The following is a 20,454-nucleotide window of genomic DNA, read 5'->3' on the forward strand; positions in this document are numbered from 1 at the left end:
CGTGGGCTACGTCGCGGTCACCGCCGGCGAGGAACTCATCGAGCGGGCGGCCGACCTCTTCGAGAAGCAGCGCCTCGACGGCGACACCGACCCCGTGAGCGTCGCCCAACTCGACGAGCAACTGGGGCGGCTGACCGCCCAAGCGATGAGCGAGAGCGGGCTGTACGCCCCCCGACTGGCGGCGCTGGCGGTCAAGCAGGCCCAAGGCGACGCCGTCGAGGCGGCCTTCCTCCTGCGGGCCTACCGCTCGACGCTCGAACGCTGGGACGAGACCGTGACGGCCGACCCGGCGGAGATGTTCGCCACGCGGCGCGTCTCCCCGGCGTTCAAGGACGTTCCCGGCGGACAGATTCTCGGGGCCACGAAGGACTACACCCAGCGGCTCCTCGACTTCGACCTCGCCGCGGAGGACGACCGCGCGGACGCGCCGACGGACCCGACCGAGGAGTGGGAGCTCGACCCCGAGGAGCCCGAGCGGCTGGCGAACGTGATGGACGTGTTGCGGGCCGAGGGGCTCGTCCACGACCCCGGCGAGGCCGACGCCGGCCCGCCGACCGACACGACCCGAGAGCCGGTCACGCATCCGGCCGACCGCGACGCCGTGTTACAGGAACTGGCCCGCGGCGAGACGGGCGCGGTCACGGGCTTGGGCTACTCGGCGCTGCGAGGCTACGGCCAGGTTCACCCGACGCTCGCGGAGGTCCGCGTGGGTCGGCTCCCGGTGACCGTCGAACACCCCTACACCGGCGAGGAGGCCACCGTCACCGAGGTGTCGGTGACCGAGAGCGAGGCCGCGGTCCCGGTGTATGCGAAGCGCGACGACCCGCAGTTCGCCTTCGGCTACGGGCTGACCTTCGGCCGGAACGAGCGCAAGGCCATCGCGATGACCGTCCTCGACGCCTCCATCCAACTCGACGGCGCGGACGAACCGGCTGAGGACCCGGAGTTCGTCCTCGACGTGGTCGACGGGATGGACTCGTTTGGCTTCATCGAGCACCTGAAGCTCCCCCACTACGTCACGTTCCAGTCCATCCTCGACCGCATCCGCGCCATCCGGGAGCGGCGCGGCCTGACCGACGAGGGCCGGGTCGACGCCGACAGCGGGGCCGGCGGCAGCGGAGACGGCGACCCCGACGGAACCGCCGACCCCGCCGACGACCCGGACGGCGCGCCGACCCCGGAGGTGACCGACGATGACTGACGAGCGCGGCGACGACGCGGCGGCCGACGGCGGGACCGAGGTGGCCGCCGACTCCGTCGGGGCCGCGCTGAAGGCGGTCGACTCGGCGGGGCTGTCGGGGTACAACTACGCCTACCTCGACGAGCACACGAAGCGGGAGGTCCGGCGGTCGATGCTGAAAGCCGTCGCGGTCCCCGGCCATCAGGTGCCCTACGCCTCCCGGCCGATGCCGCTGGCCCGCGGATGGGGAACCGGCGGTATTCAGGCGTCGCTGTCGCTGTTGGGTCCCACGGATACGTTCAAGGTCATCGACCAAGGGGCCGACGAGAGCGTCAACGCCGCCAACATCCGCCGTCTCGCCGAGGACACCGCCGAGGTCGAGACGACGACCGACGCCACCGAGGCCGACGTGATACAGACCCGCCACCGGATACCCGAGGAAGTGCTGACCGACGACCAGATTCTCGTCCTACAGGTGCCGGTCACCGACCCGCTCCGGAAGGTCGACGCGTCGGACGCGGCCAACCGCCGCCGGCACGCCCACCGCAACTACGGGAAGATGTGGGTCCACCTCTACGAGAACGTCGTCGAGTGGGGCGAGATAAACATCGCCTCGCGGTACCCGACGATGGTCGCCGGGCGTTACCTCATGGACCCCTCGCCCATCCCGCGCTGGGACGTGCCGAAACTCGACGCCGCCGACAACCTCTTCGTCTTCGCGGCCGGCCGCGAGGCCCGCATCTACGCGGTCCCGCCCCACACCGCGGTCGAGCCGCTGGCCTTCGCGGACCGCGAGTTCACCGTCGAGCGGTTCCCCGACGCGGCCTGTCACGCCTGCGGCTCGACCGACACCTACCTCGTGGAGGTCTCGGAGGAACGCGAGCGGGCGGCCGACCGGGCCGACGGCGACGAGGCCACCCAGCGCGACGGCGACGGCTTCGAGACCCGCTACGCCTGCAACGACGCGAGCTTCTGCGAGAAGCGCCGCGCCGACCCGACCCTGCCGAAGGACCACCACCTCGACCGCGAGGGGGTCGACTGGGGGCCCGAGACGCCCGACAGGGAGGCGACAGCGGCCGTCGATGCCGCGGACGCGACCGCCGCCGACGCGGACGCGACTTCCGACGCCGCCGACCCGCCGGGAGGTGGGGACGCGTGACCCTGCTTGCGGCCGAGGGGATACAGACCGTCTACGGCGAGGGCTGCCCCCGCTGTCTGGACGCGACCGGCGACGCCGCCGGGACGAACCGGTGTCCCCACTGCGGGAGCGTCGTCGCCTGCGCCGAGGTCGACCTCTCGGTCCACGAGGGGGAGGTGCTTGGCATCGTCGGCGAGTCCGGGTCGGGCAAGTCCAGCCTCGCCGAGCGCCTCGCGCTGGAGCGCGACCCCGACGCCCGGACCGCCGGCGACGTTCGGTACGCCGGTCACGACGGGAACCTGCTGGAAGTCGACTACGAGACGCGCCACGACCTGCGGACCGGCGAGATAGCGATGGTCCACCAGCACATCCGCGACGGGCTGAACGTGGAGTTTACTGGCGGCGGCAACGTCGCCGAGAAGCTCCTCTCGGCCGGTCGGCGCTCCTTCGAGGACGTGCGCGACCGGGTCCGGGAGCTGTTTTCGGCGACCGAAATCCCGCTCGACCGGATGGACGACCCCACGGCGACCTACTCCGGCGGGATGCAACGGCGCGTCCAGATAGCGCGGGCGCTCGCCAACGACCCGGCGCTGGTCGTGCTCGACGAGCCAACGACCGGGCTGGACGTGAGCGTCCAAGCGCGCGTGCTGGACATGTTCCGCCGCGTCCAGCGCGAGGCCGGCGTCGCCACCGTCGTCGTCTCCCACGACCTCGGCGTCGTCCGCCTGCTCGCCGACCGGACGCTGGTGATGCGCCACGGCCGGGTCGTCGAGTCCGGGCTCACGGACCGCGTGATGGAGGACCCACACCACGAGTACACGCAGACACTCATCAATTCAGTCATATGACAACACTCTCCGTCGAAGGGCTGTCGAAGACCTTCGAGATGCACGTGCTCGACGGCCAGCGGGTCGTCGGGCTGGACGACGTATCGTTCGACGTTCGCGAGGGGGAATTCCTCGCGGTCGTCGGTGAATCCGGCAGCGGCAAGTCGTCGCTGCTGAAGTGTCTCTACCGGACCTACGACCCTACCGCGGGCCGGGTCGTCTACGACGCCGCCGACGGCGCGGTCGACCTCGCGGCGTGTGACGACCGGACCCTGATGGACCTGCGCGGTGCGTCGCTGGGCTACACCTCGCAGTTCCTCGACGAGATTCCCCGGGTCCCCGCCGAGGACGTGGTTGCCCGGCCGCTCCGGGAGCGGGGCGTCGGGGCCGAGCGCGCCCGCGAGCGGGCCCGAGCCCTGCTCGACCGGCTCCGGCTTCCCGAGGCGCTGTGGCGCGCGTACCCGGCGACGTTCTCCGGCGGGGAGCGCCAGCGCGTCAATCTCGCGCAAGCGCTCGCACCCGAACCGGACCTCCTCCTGTTGGACGAACCCACCAGCGCGCTGGACCCCGAGACCAGAGGGGCCGCGGTCGACCTGCTCCGGGAGTACGTCGACGGCGAGACGACCATCGTCGGCGTGTTCCACAACACCGCGGTCATCGACGCGGTCGCCGACCGCGTGGTGGTACTCGACGACGGCCGCGTCCGGCAGACGCTCGACGCGGCCGACTTCGACGGGGGGATGGTCGGATGACCGCGGGGCGCGGGGCTCCCGAGCCCGACTCTCTCGCGGTCGTGAACGGCCGGGTCGTCACGCCCGAGGGCGTCGTCGACGGCGGCGTCGGCGTCGAGGGCGACCGGGTTGTCGCGGTCGGCGACGTGGCTCAGGCCGGGACTGTCATCGACGCCGACGGCCGCTATGTCCTCCCGGGGCTGGTGGACCTCCACGGCGACGACATCGAGGGCCACCTCTACCCCCGCTCGGGGACCCGGATGGAGACGGGGATGGCGCTGTCGACGGCCGACCGGGCCAATATCGCCGCCGGCGTCACGACGAAGTTCCACGCCATCTCCTTCGAACTCGACGAGTCACAGAACCGCTCGCCGGAACTGGCCGCGGAGCTGACCGACGCCGTGACCGCCGCCGACGGCCTGCTCGCGGACCACCGGCTCCACGCCCGTTGTGAGGTCACCCAGCCCGAGTGTGTCGAGGCGGTCCTCGACGTCGTCGAGAACGGCGACGCCGACCTCGTCTCGGTGATGAGCCACATCCCCGGCAAGGGCCAGTTCCGGGACGTGGCGGCGTTCCGCGAGTACTACGAGGAGTCGGCCAACCACACCGCCGAGGAGGCGACCCGCATCATCGAGGAACGGGGCGACGTGTCGATGGCCGTCGTCCGCGAGCGCGTCGAGCGCGTCGTCGCCCGCGCCACGGCCGCGGGAGCGGTCACCGCCTCCCACGACGACGAGGACCCCGCGGAGGTCGCCCGACTGGCCGAGACCGGCGTCGACATCTCGGAGTACCCGATAACGCTCGAAACCGCTGAGCGCGCCACCGCGGCGGGGATGACGACCGCGATGGGCGCGCCGAACCTTGTCCGCGGGGAGAGCCAGTGGGGGAACCTCTCGACGGCCGCGGCCATCGAGGCCGGCGTCGTCGACGCCTTGGTCGCCGACTACCACCCCCAGTCGCTGCTGGCCGCCGCGTTCGTCGACACCGGCGAACCCCTCCACGAGCGCGTCGGCCGGGTGACGGCCGCCCCCGCCGACGCCGCGGGACTGGACGACCGGGGGCGGCTCGAACCCGGTGCCCGCGCGGACCTCGTGGTCGTGGACCGCAACCCGACGCCGACGGTGACGCAGGCGGTCGTCGCCGGCGACCCGGTGTACCGGGCCGACGCCGCGACGGCTCCCGCGACCGGCAACGCCGCCCCGGAGGCCGCCGTTGCCGGGGAGGACGACCGATGAGCGACCACCGGCTCGGTGCCGCGATGGACATCCGGTTCGCCGCGAGCGTTCCGGAGTTCCTCGACTACGTCACCGACCTCGGGCTGGACCACGTCGAACTCAAGCGCGAGTACCTCCACGCACATCCCGACGCGCCGACCCACGAGGAGATTCGGGCGCTGGCCGAGCGCTACGGCGTCACCGTCACGTACCACGCGCCCTTCCGCGACTGGAACCTCGGGAGCTTCAACGAGGCCTCCCGCGAGGCGGCCGTCGAGCAGGTGAAAGCGACCATCGAAGACGCCGCCACCGCCGGCGCGGGCGCGGTCGTCGTCCACGGCGGGTCGGTCCCGCGGCGCTACCCCGAGTGGGTCACGTCGACGGCCCGCGAGCACGCGATACGGTCGCTCGCGGAGTGTGCCGAGTACGCCCAACTGATGGGCGTCCCGCTCTGTCTGGAGAACCAGCCGGTCGACGACGGCAAGCGGCGCTACACCACGACGCCCGACGACCTCGCGGCCGTGCTGGCCGCGGTCGACGTGGAACCGGCGTACTTCGGGGTGACGCTGGACGTGGGCCACGCGAAGGTCAACGGTCACGACTGGCGCGACCTCGCCGCCCGCTTCGGCGACCGAATCCGGGTCTGTCACCTCCACGACAACGACGGCAGCGCCGACCAGCACGACCCGCTCACCGACCACCAGCCGGTCCTCGACCGCGTCCCCGCGGAGTACTTCGTCTTCGAGACCAAGTCCGTCGGCGACGTGGCCCGCTGTGTCGGCACGGAGCCGACGCCGATAGAGCCAGCACTCACCACCGATGCCTGAGACGACGTACGACGCGGTCGTGTTCGACAACGACGGCGTCATCGTCGAACCGACCGACAGGTCCGTCCTCGTCGAGGCGGTCCTCGACGCCGTCGAGGCGTTCGACCTCCCGCTCGACCGCGCGGCCGCCGAACGCATCGTCGCCGCGGACGCGGTGCCGACCGAGACCGTCCGCGAGCACGGGGCCGACCCGGAGGCGTTCTGGCACTACCGCGAACTCGCGGCCAGCCAGCGTCAGCAGGCCCACATGCGCGACGGCGGGAAGCCGCTGTACGACGACGTGGCCGCCCTCGACGCGCTGGACGCGCCGCTGGCGCTGGTCAGTAACAACCAACACGCCACCGTCGAGTACGTCCTCGCCCACCACGACCTCGACTGCTTCGCGGTCGCGCGCGGCCGGCGGCCGACGCTCGACGGCGCGGCAAAGCGCAAGCCCGACCCTCACTACATCGCGGCGACGCTCGCCGACCTCGGGGCGGAGACGGCGCTGTACGTCGGCGATTCGGAGAAAGACGTGGTGGCGGCCCGGCGGGCCGGCGTCGACGCGGCGTATCTCCGGCGCGACCACGTGGCCGACGCCGACCTCTCGGTCGAGCCGACCTTCGAGGTCGGGAGCCTCGACGCCTTGGTCGAGCGAATCACCGGCGGGGCGGCCGAGCGGACGCACTGACGACTGGGCGGCCGGCGGCGGCCCGGCACGGTCCCGCGACCCCGCTCCTGCGCCGGGCGCGGTTCCGGCTACAGTCCGACGAGGTCGTCCAACTCCACGTCGGTCAGCGCGCCCCCACAGACCGCACAGTCGCCCAAGTGCTCCGGGGCGGGACTGCCTTCCATGTGCAGGTTGCCACAGTCGGTACACACCTCGAACTCGGCTTCGAGCATACACCGGCACGTCCGCCGCCAGCCATATGTGGTTTGTGGGCCCGCCGGTTCGCATCGCCGACCCCGCCGGCGCTTGGCCCGCTCACCACTCGACGTAGGTGAGATACGCGGTGCCGTCGTACTCCAGCAGCCACGTCCCGTAGAAGTCGTCGACGCGCAGTCCCTCGTGTTCCCGGATGCGGTCGACGACCGACTGGAAGGCCTCGGTGTCCTCGAAGTAGCCCCCGCTGTCGATAGCCTCCTCGACGACCGCCCGCTCGGACTCGGAGAGGCCTGTCAGGTCGAACAGATACCGCTCCCGGATTCGCTCGGCGAACGCGGCGGCGGAGGTGGCGACTTCGGTGACCTCGTACCGGTACTCGGTTTCGGACACCGTCCGGGACTCGACGGTGACGCGGTACCGGTTCCCGTCACGCACGACGATGTCGTACTGTCGCTCGGGGACGAACACGGACCCATCGACCGCCTCGGCGGTTCCGTACCCGACGCCGACGTCCGACCCCTCGCCGGTCTGGTCAGCCTCGGCGAACACCGGTTCGAGACGCTCGCGGTCGACCGCCGGGAGGTCCTCGTAGGCTATCTCGCCGACCGTCGCCGTCGCGTCCTCGGGGTCGAAATCGACCCGGACGTCGTAGACCGTCCGCTCGCTGCTGCCGGTGGGCGTCTCCGACACCTCGTAGAACGCGTCGCCGACCCGTTCTCGCGGGCCGACGTGACGACCGTGTACTCCGCCTCGTCGGGGTCGGGGGCCATCGCGGCGTCGTCGGCGATGACTTCGGCCGTCGCCTCGCGCATGTCCAGCACGACAGCGGGGTGGGCGCAGCCGGCGAGGGCGGCGGAGAGGAGGGCTGTTCCGCTCGCGAGGAACTGGCGGCGTCGCATATCGTAGTCGAGCGCCAATCGGCGTGAAAGAGTTCCGGTTTCTCTCTCGACACGTCCGGTCGGTCCCCGTTGACGGGGCACGCGTCGAACGACTCGATTCCGGGCCGACCGGGGCGAGTCACGTCCGAACGCGCCCCTCTCGGGCGAGACCGAACGCACGACTCTTACAGACAGGAATAGAAAATATGGATACAAAATAGAGTATATGGGTCCGAAAATGGAAATTTCTGGTGGAAAATCCGGAAACTCCACTCTATAACGAAAACAGAAGCCGATATGCCGCTCTCTCCACTCGCCATCCACAGTCGAACACGCGTTCCGAACCGTGTCGCGCAGTCGTCTACGGGACTGCGTTCCCATTCCCGCGCCGAGCCCGGGGCTGGCCAAGGCGGTTCGTCACCGGCTCACGAGCGCTCGGTGAACGAGACGACGGGACAGTCCGCGTTCAGAAGCACCGACTGCGCGACGCTACCGAACAGCATCTTCCCCGTCTGTGACCGCTTTTTCGGGCTGACGACGACGTAGCGCGCGTCGTGTTCGTCGGCGTACTCGACGATTTCCGCCGCCGGGTCGCCGATCTGGCCGACGACCTCGACCTCGCCGGTCACCGACTGTGCGTCCACCAGCTCCGCGGCCGGCTTCGCCGCCCGCTCGCGCAGTTCGCTGACCGGAATCCCTTCGTCGTTGCTGACACTCTCCTCCTCGGCTTTCACGGCTTCGGAGCGCGTCATCACGTGGACGACGTGGACCGCGTCGTCGAACTTCTCCGCCAGCGTGTTGGCCTCTGCGAGAACCCCCGGTGCCCGGTCCGAACGGTCGACTGCTGCAACGATGACCATACGCTCGGTATACTCTCGCCCGTAATATAAGTTGGCTCTCGACTGGGATGTTTTCGCCGCTCGGAACGGGTTCTCGACGCCCGCACAGCGACGAACTCCCACGTATGTGTCACAGGTGAACCGATTCGCCCGACCGGTTCCGGGGGACATTTACGTATCTCGCCGAAACCGTCAGTGTGAGATGTCCGCTCTAGCCGAGACGGTCGTGTCCGCTATCCTGCCGACGTTTTCGATGATCTGTGTCGGGGTCGCCCTGAGTCGGACGCAGGACATCGACCCGGGCCCGTTGAACACGCTGACCATCTTCGCGCTGATGCCGGCGTTGGTCGTTCACAGTATCACGTCCACCACGCTGGGCATGGGTGTCCTGCTCAAACTGTCCGGCGGCGTCTGCGCGTTTCTCGCCTGTGTCCTCGCGGTGAGTTGGGTCCTCGGGACCGGACTCGGTATGGGCGACTCGAAGTTGGACGCCTTCGTGCTGACCGCCGCCTTCGGCAACACCGGTGCGCTCGGGATTCCAGTGGCCGATTTCGCGTTCGGCGCGGTCGGCCGGCAGGCCGCCGTCCTCTTCGCCGCGGTCCACGGTGTGCTCGTGTTCACGGTCGGCTTCGCCATCGCGTCGAACTCCGGGGGCCGGTCGGGAGCCGCAAGTCTCCGCCGGGTGTTTCGGTATCCGCTCGTGTACGCCGTCCTGTTGGCCGTCGCCGCTCGCGCGCTCGGCGTCGTTCCGACCGGGGACTCGGCGGCGATGGAGACGCTTCGGCTCGTCGGCGACGCCTCGATTCCCGTGATGCTCATCATTCTGGGCGTCCAACTCGCGGAGACGGAGTACCGGAGCGCGCTGTCGATGTCGGTCTCGCCGATTCTACTCCGGTTCCTCGTCTCCCCGGCCGTCGGCCTCGCGGTGGCGCTGGCGCTGGGGTTCCAGAACCCCACTGTCGCACGGGTGTTCGTCCTCCTGACTGCGATGCCGGTCGCCGTGGCCCCGGTCATCTTCGTCGTGGAGTTCGCCAGCGACACTACGGTCGGCGGGGTGACGTTGCCGGAGTTCGTCTCGACGACGGTGTTCGTCTCGACGCTGCTCTCGGTCCCGGTTCTCACGCTCGTCGTCACCGTACTGCAATCCGGTGCCATCGTCTGACGCCGGTGCGAGCGACCCCGGTCAGTACGTGCTGTATCGCCAGACACGGGGAGGGGAACCGGCCGCCGGCGTTCGATAGCCGGCCCGCGTCAGATGAGCCCGAACGCTCTCGGCACCGCCAGCGACAGTTCCGGAAAGAGGATGATGAGGAGCAACACCAGCGCTAGCGGCAGGTAGTACGGGAGCATCGACCGCATCACGTCGTACAGCGACTCGTCGGTCACCCGTTCGAGAACGAACAGTATCAGGCCGAATGGCGGCGTGATGAGCCCGTACATCAGCGTCACGACCATCACGATTCCGAAGTGAACCGGGTCGATACCCAGTTCCGGGTACAGCGGGACGAGCATCGGGACCATGATAAGCAACACTGCGATACCCTCCATGAACGTCCCCAGAACCAGCAGGACGGCGGCGAGCATCAGCATCGTCACGACCGGACTCGCCGACACGCCGACGACGATCTCGCCGATGAGGTCCGGGATGCCCGCGAGCGTCAGCCAGTAGGCGTAGAGGTTTGCGAACCCGAAGATGACGACGATGCTGACCGTGTCCTCGAACGTGTCCTTGCCGACCTCGTAGAGGTCCTGCAGGTCGATGGACTGGTAGTAGACGAACCCCAGCAGTATCGCGTACACCACCGCCACCAGTGCGGCCTCCGTCGCGGTGAAGATGCCCCCGAGGATGCCGCCGATGATGATGACGGGCGTGATAAGCCCGGGGACGGCCTTGACGAACGACTCGAACAGCTGTGACAGGTCGTAACTGCCCTCACGGGGCCAACTCTGTTTTCGGGCCAGATAGAAGGCCGTCCCCGCCATGGCAACCGCCATCAGGAGCCCGGGGACGATGCCGGCGATGAACAGCGTCCCGATGGACTCCTGTGCCAAGACGGCGTAGATGACGATGGGAATGCTCGGGGGGATAATCGGCCCGATGATCGCCGACGCGCCGGTGATGCCGACGGCGGAGTCGCCGTCGTAGCCGTTGCTCGTCATCGCCTCGTACTCGACGCTCCCGATGCCGGCAGCGTCGGCGACGGCGGAGCCGCTCATCCCGGAGAATATCAGGCTCACCACGACGTTCACCTGCGCGAGCCCGCCCCGGACCGGCCCGACGAGTTCGGTGGCGAAGTTGAACATGTCGTCGGTGATGCCGGTGATGTTCATGATGCGGCCCGCCATGAGGAAAAACGGCACGGCGAGGAGCACCCACGAGTTCATCCCGGCCCAGAACCGCTGGGTGATGACGACCAGATTGAGCGGCGGCCCGAGCGGGAGAATCATGATGAAGAGCACGGTCAGTCCCAGCGAGTACGCCGCCGGGACGCCGACCCCGTACAACAACAGGAGCAGCCCGAGGAAGGTCACCAGCAGCAGCTCAGACATCGCTACCACCACGAAGCTCGCCGATTCGGTTCCGCGTATCGCCGAGGACGACGACGAAGAGGACGGCGGCGCTCACGCCCAGCAGCGAGTAGCCCCAGCCCACCTTGAACCAGCTGATGAGGGGGAGGGTCACGTCGCCGGCGACCATCGTGGCGCGGTACGCAGACAGGACGAGGGTCAACGCGAGGAAGGCCATCAGGCCGTTCCTGAGCAACAGCAGTTCGTCGGTCCGGTCTGTCACCCGCTCCAACACCGGCAGAAACGAGATGTCGGCCTCGTTTTTGAACAGGTACGGAATCGCGACGATCGTCATCAGCGCGAGGAACGTCCGCGCCACCTCGTACGTCCAGTAGATCTCGATGGGGAACGTGATGTACCGGCTCAAGACCTGCAACACCCCTACGACTAGCATGATGTTCAACATAGCCACTCCGACCGCCTGAATGACCCTGTCAAACCGGTCTGACGCCATAGGCGTAACACTCCCTGACGATAAAAAAAGATTGTGAGTTTCTGCGCCGCCGTTCCCGCCCGTGACGCGCCGACGCCCGCGTCCGCGCCCGGTTCAGGTCGTCGGCCGACGACGGCCCGCCCGACTCGAACATTTTTGCTACTGCGGGGGGAAACGACGGTATGGCGGACCATCCGAAACCGCGAGATTTCGCCCACGTCGGACTGACCGTTCCGGACATCGACGCCGCGATAGACTGGTACGTCGACGTGTTCGACTGGACGCATCTCAAAGGCCCGCGGTCGTCGACAGCACACGAGGGGTACGGCGGCGAACGCGCCGTCGACCTCCTCGGCGAGTACGATGAGATGCGGGTCGCACACCTCCTCACCGGCAACGGGGTCGGCGTCGAACTGTTCGAGTTCGACGTGGACAGCGCGCCGTCCGAGCGGGACCCGACGCACCCCGGCTTTTTCCACATCTGCGTCGTCGACCCGGACGTCGCCGGACTGGCAGCAGAGATCGACCGGCGCGGCGGGGACCACTACGCCGACGTCTGGCGACTCTACGAGGACGACGAGGAGTATCGGCTCACGTACTGCGAGGACCCGTTCGGCAACAAAATAGAGATTTACTCGCACGGCCACGAGCGGATGCAGACCGGCGACGACTCGTAATCGGCCCGCCACCATCCCGACACCTCCACCGAACAGCGCTTGGTCGCCCGGTTTCCGAGCAGACTGTCCCGAGCGAACTCTCCTCTCGGTCGGTGTGACTCCCCGTGCGGGTTAGGCCAGGTTCTGGACTTCGTCGATGTTGACCGCCCACCGGCTCTCCGACAGTTCCTGGAGGGCCGGCATTCCGGCCTCGACGAAGGCGGGGCGGTCGACGTCTTCGGCGGGCACGACGGTAGTGCCGGCCTCCCGAGCGTCCTCGTACAGGTTCGCCTCCTGCTCTTTGATGTCGCTCGTCATCTGCTCGACCGCGTCGCTCGCCGTGGACGTGATGAGTTCTTGGTCCTCGGTGCTGAGGCCCTGCATGAACTCGTCGTTGTAGAGGAAGTGCTTCGTGTCCAGCAGGTGGTTCGTGACGCTGAAGTGCGACTGGACCTCGTTGAGGCTGACGGCGAGGAACTGCGAGATGGGGCCTTCGGACGCGTCGACGACCCCGGTCTGCAGCGCCGAGTACAGTTCGTCGTACGCGACGGGGGTCACGTCCGCGCCGATCTCGTTCCAGACGGAGGTCCACGTCTCGTACTGGGGCAGGCGGAGCTTGACACCTTGCACGTCCTCCGGCGATGTCACGGGGAAGTTACTGGTGAAGCACCGGTTCCCGACGTAGAACGCGTCGCCGAGCCGGACGTTGTTCTCCATCAGAATCCCGTTCAGGCCGTCCTCGGGCTTCAGGAACTCGTCGGTGACGGCGGAGTAGTGCTCCATGTCCACGATGACGAACGGGTCGCCCGCGAACGAGTACTCCGTGGCGTAGCGCTGTGACAGCGCGGTCGGACTCTCGTTCAGGACGTCGACGGTCCCCGATTCGAGGGCGGCCAAGTTGTCCTCCGTCCCACCGAGCGTCGCCGCTTCGAGGTTCACCGAGATGCGGCCGCCCGACTCCTCTTCGAGCACGTCGATGAAGTGCTCTTGGGCTGCCTGCACGGAGACGTTCTCCGGCGGCTGAGTCGTTGCCATGGTGAGCTCGAACTCGTCGCCGCCGCTCTCTGTGGTCCCGGCGGTGGTGCCGCCGCCACCGTCGCCGCCGCCACCGCTGCCGCCGTCGCCACCGCTGCCGCCGTCGTTGCTGGAACACCCGGCCAGCCCGACGCCGGCACTGAGTGCGACACCGCTCTTTTTCAGCACACTCCGCCGCGATACTGACTGCTTCTCACGCGCCATGCTTGATGAAATATCCTGATATGAAATAAAGATTGTGATGAAAGTGTGGATGAGCAATCAAAACCGGCCCCGAATATCGGGGCGAACGTGAATCCGGAGTCGGACGCCGGGCCGTGGCAGCCGACTGTCTGACAGTTCGTGACCGGGACCGCCGTGCTGTCCCGGGCCGGCACTCTGCGTGACCGACCCGGGCTGTCGGCTCGGGTGTTAATCTCTGAGTTGTCGCCCGCGCACTCGCGTGTTCGACAAACTCCGCGCTTCCGACCAGTGCGGACGCGCTGCCGGGCGGTCGTATCGCGCTGTCCTACACGTCGGTGCTGTCCTCTGTATTCAACTATATTGAAACTCGTTCCTCGATATTTACGCTTCAGATAACAGGTGTACGTGTGTTTTCTGCATCTGGAGATGCACGCAACACCCGTTCTGACCGGCTATCGATAACTTTCGACCATATTGAAGCCCGTATGATGGGGGTCTGGGTCCAAGGATAGCGTTCGAGCGGCTCGCTGGAGGCCGACCGGCCGGTCTGTCACCGCCCGCAACCGGGGTAAAGCCACTCGCTACTTTTAAACGCAACCACCGGGTTTAAGTTCCGAGGCTAACAACAGTCAGGTACAATGGCGGTAAGCAACGTAGTCACGGGTATCGACCAGATCCAGTTCGAGAACGTCCGCGTGCTGGTGCTCGAAGACGTTCCGGAGGGCGAAGTGACGCTCGTCGACACCGCGTTCGACGAGAACGGCCCGGCGCTCGTCGAGACGCTGCGGGAGGAGTACGGCGGCGTCGACCGGGTCATCATCACCCACGGCGACCACGGCCACCACGGCGGCCTCTCTCACGTCATGGACGCGTTCTCGCCGTCGCTCGCCATGCCGGCCGACGAGTCGAAGCTCTACGAACACCTCGAAGAGGAGGGGTACGACTTCGAACCCGACGTGGCCTACGAGGACGGTGACCTGTTGGACGGGAACATCCGGGTCGTCCAAGTGCCCGGTCACACCGAGGCGACTTCGGCCCTGCTGCTCGAGGACAGAGACATCCTGATTTCCGGCGACACGCTCGACGGGTCCGACCGCGGCGGGCTCCCGCCGGGCTATCTCCTCCCGCCACCCGCGCTGTTCAACGACGACCACGAGGCCGCGGAACTCAACCTCTACAACCTCCTCGAACACGAGTTCGAGACGCTGCTCGTATTCCACGGCTCACACGTGTTCGAGGACCCCATGGGGAAACTCGACGACTTCCTCGTCGAGCGTGAGTGGAACGAGTGGGACCCGCGGACCGAGTAGCGCCTTTCTGTCGACCGTTTTGTCGACGCGTTCGCCTCGGGGGACGCGGACACGACGCCCGGACAGTCGGCGACTCGCCCGCGCCGGCTACGAGCGAAGTTCGGAGAGGTCGAAGACGGGTTTGCAGGTCTCTCCCGCCAAGAACGCCTCGAAGGCCTCTTCGGGGTTGCGCAGGCTGAACCGGTCGTCGAGGAACGTCTCGTGGTCGACGTCGCCCGTTCCGATCAGCGTGAGCGCCCGCTCGAAGTCCCGGTACATCGCCCCGTACGTACACTGGAGGTCGACCTCTGCCCGCACCAGCGGCGTGTAATCCACGCTCGTCTCGCCGGTCTGGCCGACCAGCACTATCTGTCCGCCCTTCTGGACCTCGTCGGCGGCCAGCGGCAGACCGGACGGGTGGCCCGTCGTGTCGAACACCACGTCGTAACCGATGCCGTCGGTCAGTTCGTCGCGGTAGGCGGCCCGGTCGTCGGACTGGATGTTCATCGTCGGAAAGCCAAGCTTCTCGGCGAGTGGCAGGCGGTAGTTCGTGTCGCTGTCGACGCCGGCCACGACGACATCGCCGCCTTGGGCGTCCGCTATCTGCGCCGAGAGCAGCCCCATCGGTCCGGGCCCGGCGACGAGGACGGTGTCGCCGGGCGCGACCCGCGAGTTCTCGATAACTGCCCGGGTGCAGATGGCGGTGGGTTCGACCAGCGCGGCGTGGCGCGGGGCGATGTCGTCCGGAACCGCCTGTAGCGAACCGACGGGCGCGGCGATGTACTGCGTGTACGCGCCGTCGTGGTCGATGCCCGTGAGCGCCGTGTCTTGACAGATGTTCTCCCGGCCGATCTTGCACTGGTGGCACTCCCCGCAGCCCCGAATCGGTCGCTCGACGACGCGGTCGCCGACACCGAACTGCGTCACGCCAGCGCCCGTCTCGACGACCCGCCCGGTGTACTCGTGGCCGATGACGGTCGGGAAGTCCATCCGTTCGAAAGCGGGCTTGAACTGGTAGATACCCGCGTCGCTCCCGCAGAGGCCCGCGAAGTCGATCTCTATCAGTACCTCGCCGTCCCCCGGTGTCGGCTTCTCTACGTCGATAATCTCCATACATCCGGCGTTGGGGGCGGTCTTGGCTAACCCGCGCATAGTGTTCGTATATACCGGACCAACATAAATCAATGGCATGTCGCAAGAACTCTGCGGCCGACGCCGCCTGTCCCGGACCGTTCGTCGGTCCGGTAGTGCGTTGCGACACGCCGTTGTTCCCAGCGGTCGGGACCCGCGCTTTGCCGCTGTTCGCTCCGGGGACGGGGTCCACCGACCAATAGATTAATGCCGGGCGATAATCTTGGTACCGTGTATGCACACCATCGAGCCAGAGGTGCAGCGGCCGGACCGCGACATCGTCGACGCGTTCGAGGACGTTCCCAGCACCATCGTCTCGGACGTGACGGGAAACATCGGCCTGACGATGGACGCCGGCATGGAACCCGCCTACGACGGTATCGAGATGGCCGGGACGGCGATCACGGTCAAGGCCTCCCCCGGTGACAACCTGATTATCCACAAGGCGATAACGATGGCCGAACCCGGCGACGTGCTCGTCATCGACTGCAACGGGTACACCGACACCGGCCACATCGGCGAACTGATGTGTACCTCCTGTCAGGCCAACGACCTCGCGGGACTGGTCATCGACGGCGCCTACCGGGACAGCCGCGAAATCGCCGAGATGGAGTTCCCCGTCTACGGTCGCGGCACGAACCCACAGGGGCCGCTCAAGCAGGACCCCGGGTCGGTCAACGTGACCATCTCCGCCGGCGGCGTCAGCGTCAACCCCGGAGACATCGTCATCGGCGACGACGACGGGCTAGCCGTCATTCCGCGCGAGGGAGCTGCGGGGGTCCTCGAACGCTCCCGAGAGAAACTCGACGCGGAGGACAGCGTCCGCGAGGATGTCATGGCGGGCGAGTACCTCTTCGAACGCAACGGGTACGACGAGCTATTCGATAATCTGAACGTCGTCGGTCCAGAGGACTCTATCCAGTAGACTACCGCGTGTGGCCGCCTGCGGGGTTTTCCCGACGACTGGCTGTCGACCGAGTCGGATTCAACATAGTTGAAAATCCGTAGCGCTTAACCGCTCCGGGTGCAACGTCTACGCATGACAGACGCAGACGACTCCGATACGCGGCGGCTGAAGAGCGTGAGCCAGTCGTTCGACGTGATCGGCTATCTGCACGACGCCGGGGGTGCGACGCTCTCGGAAGCCGCCGAGGACTTGGGGATGCCGCTGAGTACGGCCCACATCCACCTCAACACGCTCGTCGAGACGGGGTACGTGGTCAAGCGCGACGGCGAGTACGACACCAGCTTTCAGTTCCTCCGGATGGGCGGCGGGATGCGCGACGGCATGGCGCTCTATCAGGCCGCCAAGGGCGAACTGGACGACCTCCGGGAACAGACCGAGGAACACACCAACGCCACCGTCGAGGAGAACGGCTACGCGGTCCAACTGTACAAGTCCCACAGCCCCCAGTCCATCGACGACGACGCGCCGCTGGGCGAACACCTCTACCTCCACTCGACGGCGACCGGCAAGGCGATTCTCTCGCAGTTGTCCCGAGAGAGCGTCGACGAGATACTCGCCGACCGGGGGTTGCCGGCGCTCACCGACGAGACCATCACCGACGAGCGCACGCTCCACGACGAACTCGACGTCATCCGTGACCGCGGCTACTCGATAAACCGCGGTGAACACTTCCCCGGCGTCTGCGCCGTCGGCACGGCCATCGTCTCGGAGCCGGACGACGCGGTCGGCGGCATCAGCATCAGCGGGCCGCTCAGCCGCATGGAACCGGACAGAATCGAGGACGAGCTGGCCCCGGCGCTGCTCAACAAGAAGAACATCATCGAGCTGAAAATCCGACAGCACGAGTAGCGCCCCTCGCGCCCGTTCCCGGACCTCGGACGGCGGTTACTGGGGCGGGTTGTCCCACTCGGAGGCGTCGTCCGCCGGCTCGTAGCCGAGTACGGCTTTCGCGTGTTCGATGCCGAACCACCGTGCCTCGTTCCCGCTGACGGCGTAGAAGGTGTCGTAGGTGACCGACTCGTCTTCGAGGCAGCACTCGAGCAGGTGCGCGAAGTCGCGCTGGGAGGTCCACGACGCCTTGAGACGCTTGACCATCCGCTCGTACTCCTCGCTCCCGCGCTCCCACGACCCGGCCTGTGACTGGTCCCACACCTCGTCCTCGCCGACGGCGTGTTCCTCGCCGCGGTCGACGCCGCGCTCGGCGTCACCGTAGGGGTGGTCGTACTGCTTCGTCCGCACGCTCGAAATCCGGAGCGAGTAGACCTGACTCGGTGCCCCCTCCCGGCGGGCGTGCGCCCGACAGATGTGTTCGCCGAACATCTTCGACGCGCCGTAGTAGCCGTCCGGCTTCGGGAGCGTCTCGTGTGTCAGGCGGAACGGGTCGAACTCGCTGGGGTAGTCCTCCTCGTAGAGTTCCGGCGCGTGGTCCTCCTCGTACAGCCCCATCACGCGTTGGGACGACGCGAACACGAGCTTTTCGACCCCCGCGTCCTCCATCGCTTTGAGTACGTTGTACGTCCCGACGATGTTCGGGTCGACGATGTCCTCGAACTCCGCGCCCGCGTCCGACTGGGCGGCGAGGTGGATGACGGCGTCCTGTCCGTCGAACGCCGGGCGTATCGCGTCGTAGTCGGCGATGTCGGCGACGAACGTCTCGTACTCCGGGTGGTCGCTCCGGTTGAGATAGGTAAACTCGTATCGCTCCTCGTCCGCTAGGTGGTTGAGGATAGCTTCCCCAGCCTCGCCGAACGGACCCGTAACAAGCACATTTAGCTCGGCCATCGGTACTATCCGGTATGAAACTACACTATTTAAATCTTTTTCTCGTGCCCGACAAACGGGGCGTCGAGACCGGCCGTACCGGCCTGCCCCACTGCCTTCTCGACCGGCGACGGCTGTCGGGCCCCGCGACTGACCGATGCCGGCCGCTACCGCGGCTGTTTCAACATTGTCGGAGCTCTCACCCGTCTCCGCCTACGGGACGTAACGGATGTACGGCTGTTATTTAGACGGTCACACGCGCTCTCGCCGCGGCCGGGTCTCGGTGTGAGTTCCTCCGCGTAGTGGACCCACCGACGCGGCCTCTCGGTTCCGTCCCGGGACTCGGGACCGAGAGTCCGGTCCCTCGGAACGGACACTTTCAACGATATTGAAACAGTGAGCGGGTCTCCGTCTCTCAACTCGGCCGCCGCGGCGGCCGGCGCTCAGCGCTCCGCCGGCGGCTTCCTCAACGCCTCGACGACGCGGTCCTCCAGTGACACGGCCATCCGCTGGGCCATTGCCGTCCGCTCCGCGGTCTCGAAGCCGATGTTCCGGTAAACGGCTATCGCCCGTCGGTTGTGCCGCGAGACGTCTAGTACCAACCGCTCGTGGTCCATCGCCTCGGCGCGGGCCAGCAACTGCTTGAGCAGTTCCGTCCCGATACCCCGGTTCCGGTACCCGTCGCGCACGAAGACGACGAACTCCGGGTCGGCTGCCGATGCGGGGGTCACCGCCACGTGCCCGACGACGGTCCCGCGGTGTGTCGCCAGCAGGTTCCAGCCGTCGGCCACTTTCGTCCGCAGCCACTGTTCGGTGGCGGCTTCCGATTGCGGCGGGATGCCCATCGTCTGGTCTGCCGGCGGGATGGACTCGTACATCTCCACGAGGGCCGGCAAGTCGTCGTCGAACCGCCGGACCAAGAGCGGTTCCCCTTCCGTATCGAAAAACCGAGGACACCGCGCCGGACAGTTCGGGGTCCCCTCACAGCCGGCGTTGTCCCAGAGGGTACACACTCGCTCGCTCTCCATGTTCTGTTACCCACATCGCACGCCCACCGCTCTTTCCCCGCACATCGTCGGGTGTTCTTCAGTCGCCGACCGGGTCCCCGCGCTCGTCGGTTCCAGTCCCCATCCGGTGACGGGGACAGAGAAATTTTTTATACGCACGGTTGCTACACGGTAGCATGAACGACGCGGCGTACCAACTGGTAGGTGTTACGGCTGATTTGGGGGCGGTGCCCGAGGTCGCGGATATCGCGGACTACGTCGAGTTCCGGATAGACGAGGCGACTGCCCCCCTCGACCAGTTGACCGACTACGAGTCGGACGTCCCCCTCGTCGTCTCGAACCGTCCGGAGTGGGCGGGTGGCACCGCCGGAACCGCCGGCCGTCTCGACGACCTCCTCGCTGCCGCGGCTTTCGATGCGGTCGAACTGGTCGACGTCGAACTGGAGACGGTAGCCGGGACCGACCGGGCGGAAGCGGCGCTTCGAGAGAACGGCGTCGAACTGGTCGTGTCGTACTACAACCTCGACGAAACGCCGGATAGAGACGAATTAGCGGGGTCGATATCCGAGTGTGCCCGGTACGGGGATGTCTCCAAGGTGTCCGTTCTCGCGACCGACCGGGACGACACGCTGACGCTCTTGGCCTGTCTCAACGCGGCCTCCCGACGCGGCACGCGAGTTGCGGGCTTCTCGGTGGGCGATATCGGCTATCACACGCGCGTCATTGGGGCGTTCTACGGGGCCGAACTCTGCTACGCACCTGTCAGTCTCGACGGTGACGCGTCCGACCGGAGTGAGTTCGACTTGCGTGCACTCGCGGAGCTGTTGGAGACGACCGTCCGCGGTGGCGACCACGCTGAACCGATAGACCGGGCTCCGAGCGAATTCTGATTCCTTTCTGTGCCAAAAGGAATCGTAACTGGGGA

At 67.3% G+C, this 20,454-nt stretch carries 21 protein-coding genes and 1 pseudogene; 13 read left to right on the forward strand and 9 right to left on the reverse strand.

Going from position 1 to position 20,454, the window contains the following annotated elements; genetic code table 11:
- The first annotated feature begins 1 nt into the window (after position 1).
- From ACV7JO_RS16575 to ACV7JO_RS16605, 7 genes are read left to right on the forward strand one after another with little or no spacing between them, the layout of a single operon-like run.
- A complete protein-coding gene (locus ACV7JO_RS16575; protein ID WP_470356206.1) occupies positions 2-1,201 on the forward strand; it encodes a carbon-phosphorus lyase complex subunit PhnI in 1,200 nt (399 codons plus the stop codon).
- On the forward strand, positions 1,194-2,339 hold the full coding sequence (locus ACV7JO_RS16580; RefSeq protein ID WP_470356207.1) for an alpha-D-ribose 1-methylphosphonate 5-phosphate C-P-lyase PhnJ: 1,146 nt from the start codon (positions 1,194-1,196) through the stop codon (positions 2,337-2,339). Before ACV7JO_RS16575 ends, ACV7JO_RS16580 begins: the two co-directional genes overlap by 8 nt.
- Positions 2,336-3,166: an ATP-binding cassette domain-containing protein gene (locus ACV7JO_RS16585; protein ID WP_470356208.1), complete on the forward strand. Its 831-nt coding sequence runs from the start codon at positions 2,336-2,338 to the stop codon at positions 3,164-3,166. Before ACV7JO_RS16580 ends, ACV7JO_RS16585 begins: the two co-directional genes overlap by 4 nt.
- Positions 3,163-3,897 (forward strand): phosphonate C-P lyase system protein PhnL, encoded by a 735-nt coding sequence (locus tag ACV7JO_RS16590; RefSeq protein WP_470356209.1) that lies wholly within the window; start codon positions 3,163-3,165, stop codon positions 3,895-3,897. The genes ACV7JO_RS16585 and ACV7JO_RS16590 overlap by 4 nt, the downstream gene beginning before the upstream one ends.
- Positions 3,894-5,111 carry an alpha-D-ribose 1-methylphosphonate 5-triphosphate diphosphatase gene (locus ACV7JO_RS16595; RefSeq protein WP_470356210.1) on the forward strand — a complete coding sequence of 406 codons (1,218 nt, stop codon included), beginning with the start codon at positions 3,894-3,896 and terminating at the stop codon, positions 5,109-5,111. The genes ACV7JO_RS16590 and ACV7JO_RS16595 overlap by 4 nt, the downstream gene beginning before the upstream one ends.
- Positions 5,108-5,917, forward strand: coding sequence for a sugar phosphate isomerase/epimerase family protein (locus ACV7JO_RS16600; RefSeq protein ID WP_470356211.1), 810 nt, complete (start codon positions 5,108-5,110; stop codon positions 5,915-5,917). Before ACV7JO_RS16595 ends, ACV7JO_RS16600 begins: the two co-directional genes overlap by 4 nt.
- A complete protein-coding gene (locus ACV7JO_RS16605; protein ID WP_470356212.1) occupies positions 5,910-6,587 on the forward strand; it encodes an HAD family hydrolase in 678 nt (225 codons plus the stop codon). The genes ACV7JO_RS16600 and ACV7JO_RS16605 overlap by 8 nt, the downstream gene beginning before the upstream one ends.
- A gap of 68 nt (positions 6,588-6,655) precedes the next feature.
- On the opposite strand, the gene ACV7JO_RS16610 is transcribed toward ACV7JO_RS16605, so the two are convergent.
- From ACV7JO_RS16610 to ACV7JO_RS16620, 3 genes and pseudogenes are all read right to left on the reverse strand, one after another.
- Positions 6,656-6,799: a hypothetical protein gene (locus ACV7JO_RS16610; RefSeq protein ID WP_470356213.1), complete on the reverse strand. Its 144-nt coding sequence runs from the start codon at positions 6,797-6,799 to the stop codon at positions 6,656-6,658.
- 82 nt (positions 6,800-6,881) lie between these two features.
- Positions 6,882-7,681: pseudogene (locus ACV7JO_RS16615) on the reverse strand (hypothetical protein).
- Between the two features lie 404 nt (positions 7,682-8,085).
- Positions 8,086-8,520, reverse strand: coding sequence for a universal stress protein (locus ACV7JO_RS16620; RefSeq protein ID WP_470356214.1), 435 nt, complete (start codon positions 8,518-8,520; stop codon positions 8,086-8,088).
- 181 nt (positions 8,521-8,701) lie between these two features.
- Here ACV7JO_RS16620 and ACV7JO_RS16625 point away from each other — a divergent pair, with 181 nt between their 5' ends.
- A complete protein-coding gene (locus tag ACV7JO_RS16625) occupies positions 8,702-9,661 on the forward strand; it encodes an AEC family transporter (protein WP_470356215.1) in 960 nt (319 codons plus the stop codon).
- Positions 9,662-9,750: 89 nt separating this feature from the next.
- On the opposite strand, the gene ACV7JO_RS16630 is transcribed toward ACV7JO_RS16625, so the two are convergent.
- Both ACV7JO_RS16630 and ACV7JO_RS16635 read right to left on the reverse strand, forming a co-directional pair.
- Positions 9,751-11,049 carry a TRAP transporter large permease gene (locus ACV7JO_RS16630; protein ID WP_470356216.1) on the reverse strand — a complete coding sequence of 433 codons (1,299 nt, stop codon included), beginning with the start codon at positions 11,047-11,049 and terminating at the stop codon, positions 9,751-9,753.
- Positions 11,042-11,461 (reverse strand): TRAP transporter small permease subunit, encoded by a 420-nt coding sequence (locus ACV7JO_RS16635; RefSeq protein ID WP_470356217.1) that lies wholly within the window; start codon positions 11,459-11,461, stop codon positions 11,042-11,044. The genes ACV7JO_RS16630 and ACV7JO_RS16635 overlap by 8 nt, the downstream gene beginning before the upstream one ends.
- 221 nt (positions 11,462-11,682) lie before the next feature.
- Between ACV7JO_RS16635 and ACV7JO_RS16640 the strand changes: the two genes are divergently transcribed.
- Positions 11,683-12,177 (forward strand): VOC family protein, encoded by a 495-nt coding sequence (locus tag ACV7JO_RS16640; RefSeq protein ID WP_470356218.1) that lies wholly within the window; start codon positions 11,683-11,685, stop codon positions 12,175-12,177.
- A gap of 111 nt (positions 12,178-12,288) precedes the next feature.
- Here ACV7JO_RS16640 and ACV7JO_RS16645 read toward each other — a convergent pair whose 3' ends face one another.
- Positions 12,289-13,395: a TRAP transporter substrate-binding protein gene (locus ACV7JO_RS16645; RefSeq protein ID WP_470356219.1), complete on the reverse strand. Its 1,107-nt coding sequence runs from the start codon at positions 13,393-13,395 to the stop codon at positions 12,289-12,291.
- A gap of 617 nt (positions 13,396-14,012) precedes the next feature.
- On the opposite strand from ACV7JO_RS16645, the gene ACV7JO_RS16650 reads away from it, so the two are divergent.
- Entirely contained in the window at positions 14,013-14,684 is a 672-nt protein-coding gene (locus ACV7JO_RS16650) for an MBL fold metallo-hydrolase (protein WP_470356220.1), read from the forward strand.
- An 87-nt stretch (positions 14,685-14,771) separates the two neighbouring features.
- On the opposite strand, the gene ACV7JO_RS16655 is transcribed toward ACV7JO_RS16650, so the two are convergent.
- A complete protein-coding gene (locus ACV7JO_RS16655) occupies positions 14,772-15,815 on the reverse strand; it encodes a zinc-dependent alcohol dehydrogenase (protein ID WP_470356221.1) in 1,044 nt (347 codons plus the stop codon).
- A gap of 214 nt (positions 15,816-16,029) precedes the next feature.
- On the opposite strand from ACV7JO_RS16655, the gene ACV7JO_RS16660 reads away from it, so the two are divergent.
- Both ACV7JO_RS16660 and ACV7JO_RS16665 read left to right on the forward strand, forming a co-directional pair.
- On the forward strand, positions 16,030-16,719 hold the full coding sequence (locus ACV7JO_RS16660; RefSeq protein ID WP_470356222.1) for a 4-carboxy-4-hydroxy-2-oxoadipate aldolase/oxaloacetate decarboxylase: 690 nt from the start codon (positions 16,030-16,032) through the stop codon (positions 16,717-16,719).
- 114 nt (positions 16,720-16,833) lie between these two features.
- Positions 16,834-17,610 (forward strand): IclR family transcriptional regulator, encoded by a 777-nt coding sequence (locus ACV7JO_RS16665; protein WP_470356223.1) that lies wholly within the window; start codon positions 16,834-16,836, stop codon positions 17,608-17,610.
- A 36-nt stretch (positions 17,611-17,646) separates the two neighbouring features.
- Here the strand turns inward: ACV7JO_RS16665 and ACV7JO_RS16670 are convergent, their stop codons facing one another.
- Both ACV7JO_RS16670 and ACV7JO_RS16675 read right to left on the reverse strand, forming a co-directional pair.
- On the reverse strand, positions 17,647-18,543 hold the full coding sequence (locus ACV7JO_RS16670) for an NAD-dependent epimerase/dehydratase family protein (RefSeq protein ID WP_470356224.1): 897 nt from the start codon (positions 18,541-18,543) through the stop codon (positions 17,647-17,649).
- Positions 18,544-18,965: 422 nt separating this feature from the next.
- A complete protein-coding gene (locus ACV7JO_RS16675) occupies positions 18,966-19,550 on the reverse strand; it encodes a GNAT family N-acetyltransferase (protein WP_470356225.1) in 585 nt (194 codons plus the stop codon).
- Between the two features lie 155 nt (positions 19,551-19,705).
- Here ACV7JO_RS16675 and ACV7JO_RS16680 point away from each other — a divergent pair, with 155 nt between their 5' ends.
- A complete protein-coding gene (locus tag ACV7JO_RS16680; RefSeq protein ID WP_470356226.1) occupies positions 19,706-20,419 on the forward strand; it encodes a type I 3-dehydroquinate dehydratase in 714 nt (237 codons plus the stop codon).
- The last annotated feature ends 35 nt before the right edge of the window (positions 20,420-20,454 follow it).

Source organism: Haloarcula sp. MBLA0138, assembly GCF_055632455.1.

Coding starts and splice junctions, on each gene's coding strand:
- ACV7JO_RS16670 (WP_470356224.1), bottom strand. CDS start 18,543: ATGGCCGAGCTAAATGTGCTTGTTACGGGTCCGTTCGGCGAGGCTGGG.
- ACV7JO_RS16645 (WP_470356219.1), bottom strand. CDS start 13,395: ATGGCGCGTGAGAAGCAGTCAGTATCGCGGCGGAGTGTGCTGAAAAAG.
- ACV7JO_RS16665 (WP_470356223.1), top strand. CDS start 16,834: ATGACAGACGCAGACGACTCCGATACGCGGCGGCTGAAGAGCGTGAGC.
- ACV7JO_RS16590 (WP_470356209.1), top strand. CDS start 3,163: ATGACAACACTCTCCGTCGAAGGGCTGTCGAAGACCTTCGAGATGCAC.
- ACV7JO_RS16640 (WP_470356218.1), top strand. CDS start 11,683: ATGGCGGACCATCCGAAACCGCGAGATTTCGCCCACGTCGGACTGACC.
- ACV7JO_RS16595 (WP_470356210.1), top strand. CDS start 3,894: ATGACCGCGGGGCGCGGGGCTCCCGAGCCCGACTCTCTCGCGGTCGTG.
- ACV7JO_RS16635 (WP_470356217.1), bottom strand. CDS start 11,461: ATGCTAGTCGTAGGGGTGTTGCAGGTCTTGAGCCGGTACATCACGTTC.
- ACV7JO_RS16600 (WP_470356211.1), top strand. CDS start 5,108: ATGAGCGACCACCGGCTCGGTGCCGCGATGGACATCCGGTTCGCCGCG.
- ACV7JO_RS16610 (WP_470356213.1), bottom strand. CDS start 6,799: ATGCTCGAAGCCGAGTTCGAGGTGTGTACCGACTGTGGCAACCTGCAC.
- ACV7JO_RS16625 (WP_470356215.1), top strand. CDS start 8,702: ATGTCCGCTCTAGCCGAGACGGTCGTGTCCGCTATCCTGCCGACGTTT.
- ACV7JO_RS16580 (WP_470356207.1), top strand. CDS start 1,194: ATGACTGACGAGCGCGGCGACGACGCGGCGGCCGACGGCGGGACCGAG.
- ACV7JO_RS16660 (WP_470356222.1), top strand. CDS start 16,030: ATGCACACCATCGAGCCAGAGGTGCAGCGGCCGGACCGCGACATCGTC.
- ACV7JO_RS16605 (WP_470356212.1), top strand. CDS start 5,910: ATGCCTGAGACGACGTACGACGCGGTCGTGTTCGACAACGACGGCGTC.
- ACV7JO_RS16650 (WP_470356220.1), top strand. CDS start 14,013: ATGGCGGTAAGCAACGTAGTCACGGGTATCGACCAGATCCAGTTCGAG.
- ACV7JO_RS16655 (WP_470356221.1), bottom strand. CDS start 15,815: ATGCGCGGGTTAGCCAAGACCGCCCCCAACGCCGGATGTATGGAGATT.
- ACV7JO_RS16675 (WP_470356225.1), bottom strand. CDS start 19,550: ATGGAGAGCGAGCGAGTGTGTACCCTCTGGGACAACGCCGGCTGTGAG.
- ACV7JO_RS16630 (WP_470356216.1), bottom strand. CDS start 11,049: ATGTCTGAGCTGCTGCTGGTGACCTTCCTCGGGCTGCTCCTGTTGTTG.
- ACV7JO_RS16680 (WP_470356226.1), top strand. CDS start 19,706: ATGAACGACGCGGCGTACCAACTGGTAGGTGTTACGGCTGATTTGGGG.
- ACV7JO_RS16620 (WP_470356214.1), bottom strand. CDS start 8,520: ATGGTCATCGTTGCAGCAGTCGACCGTTCGGACCGGGCACCGGGGGTT.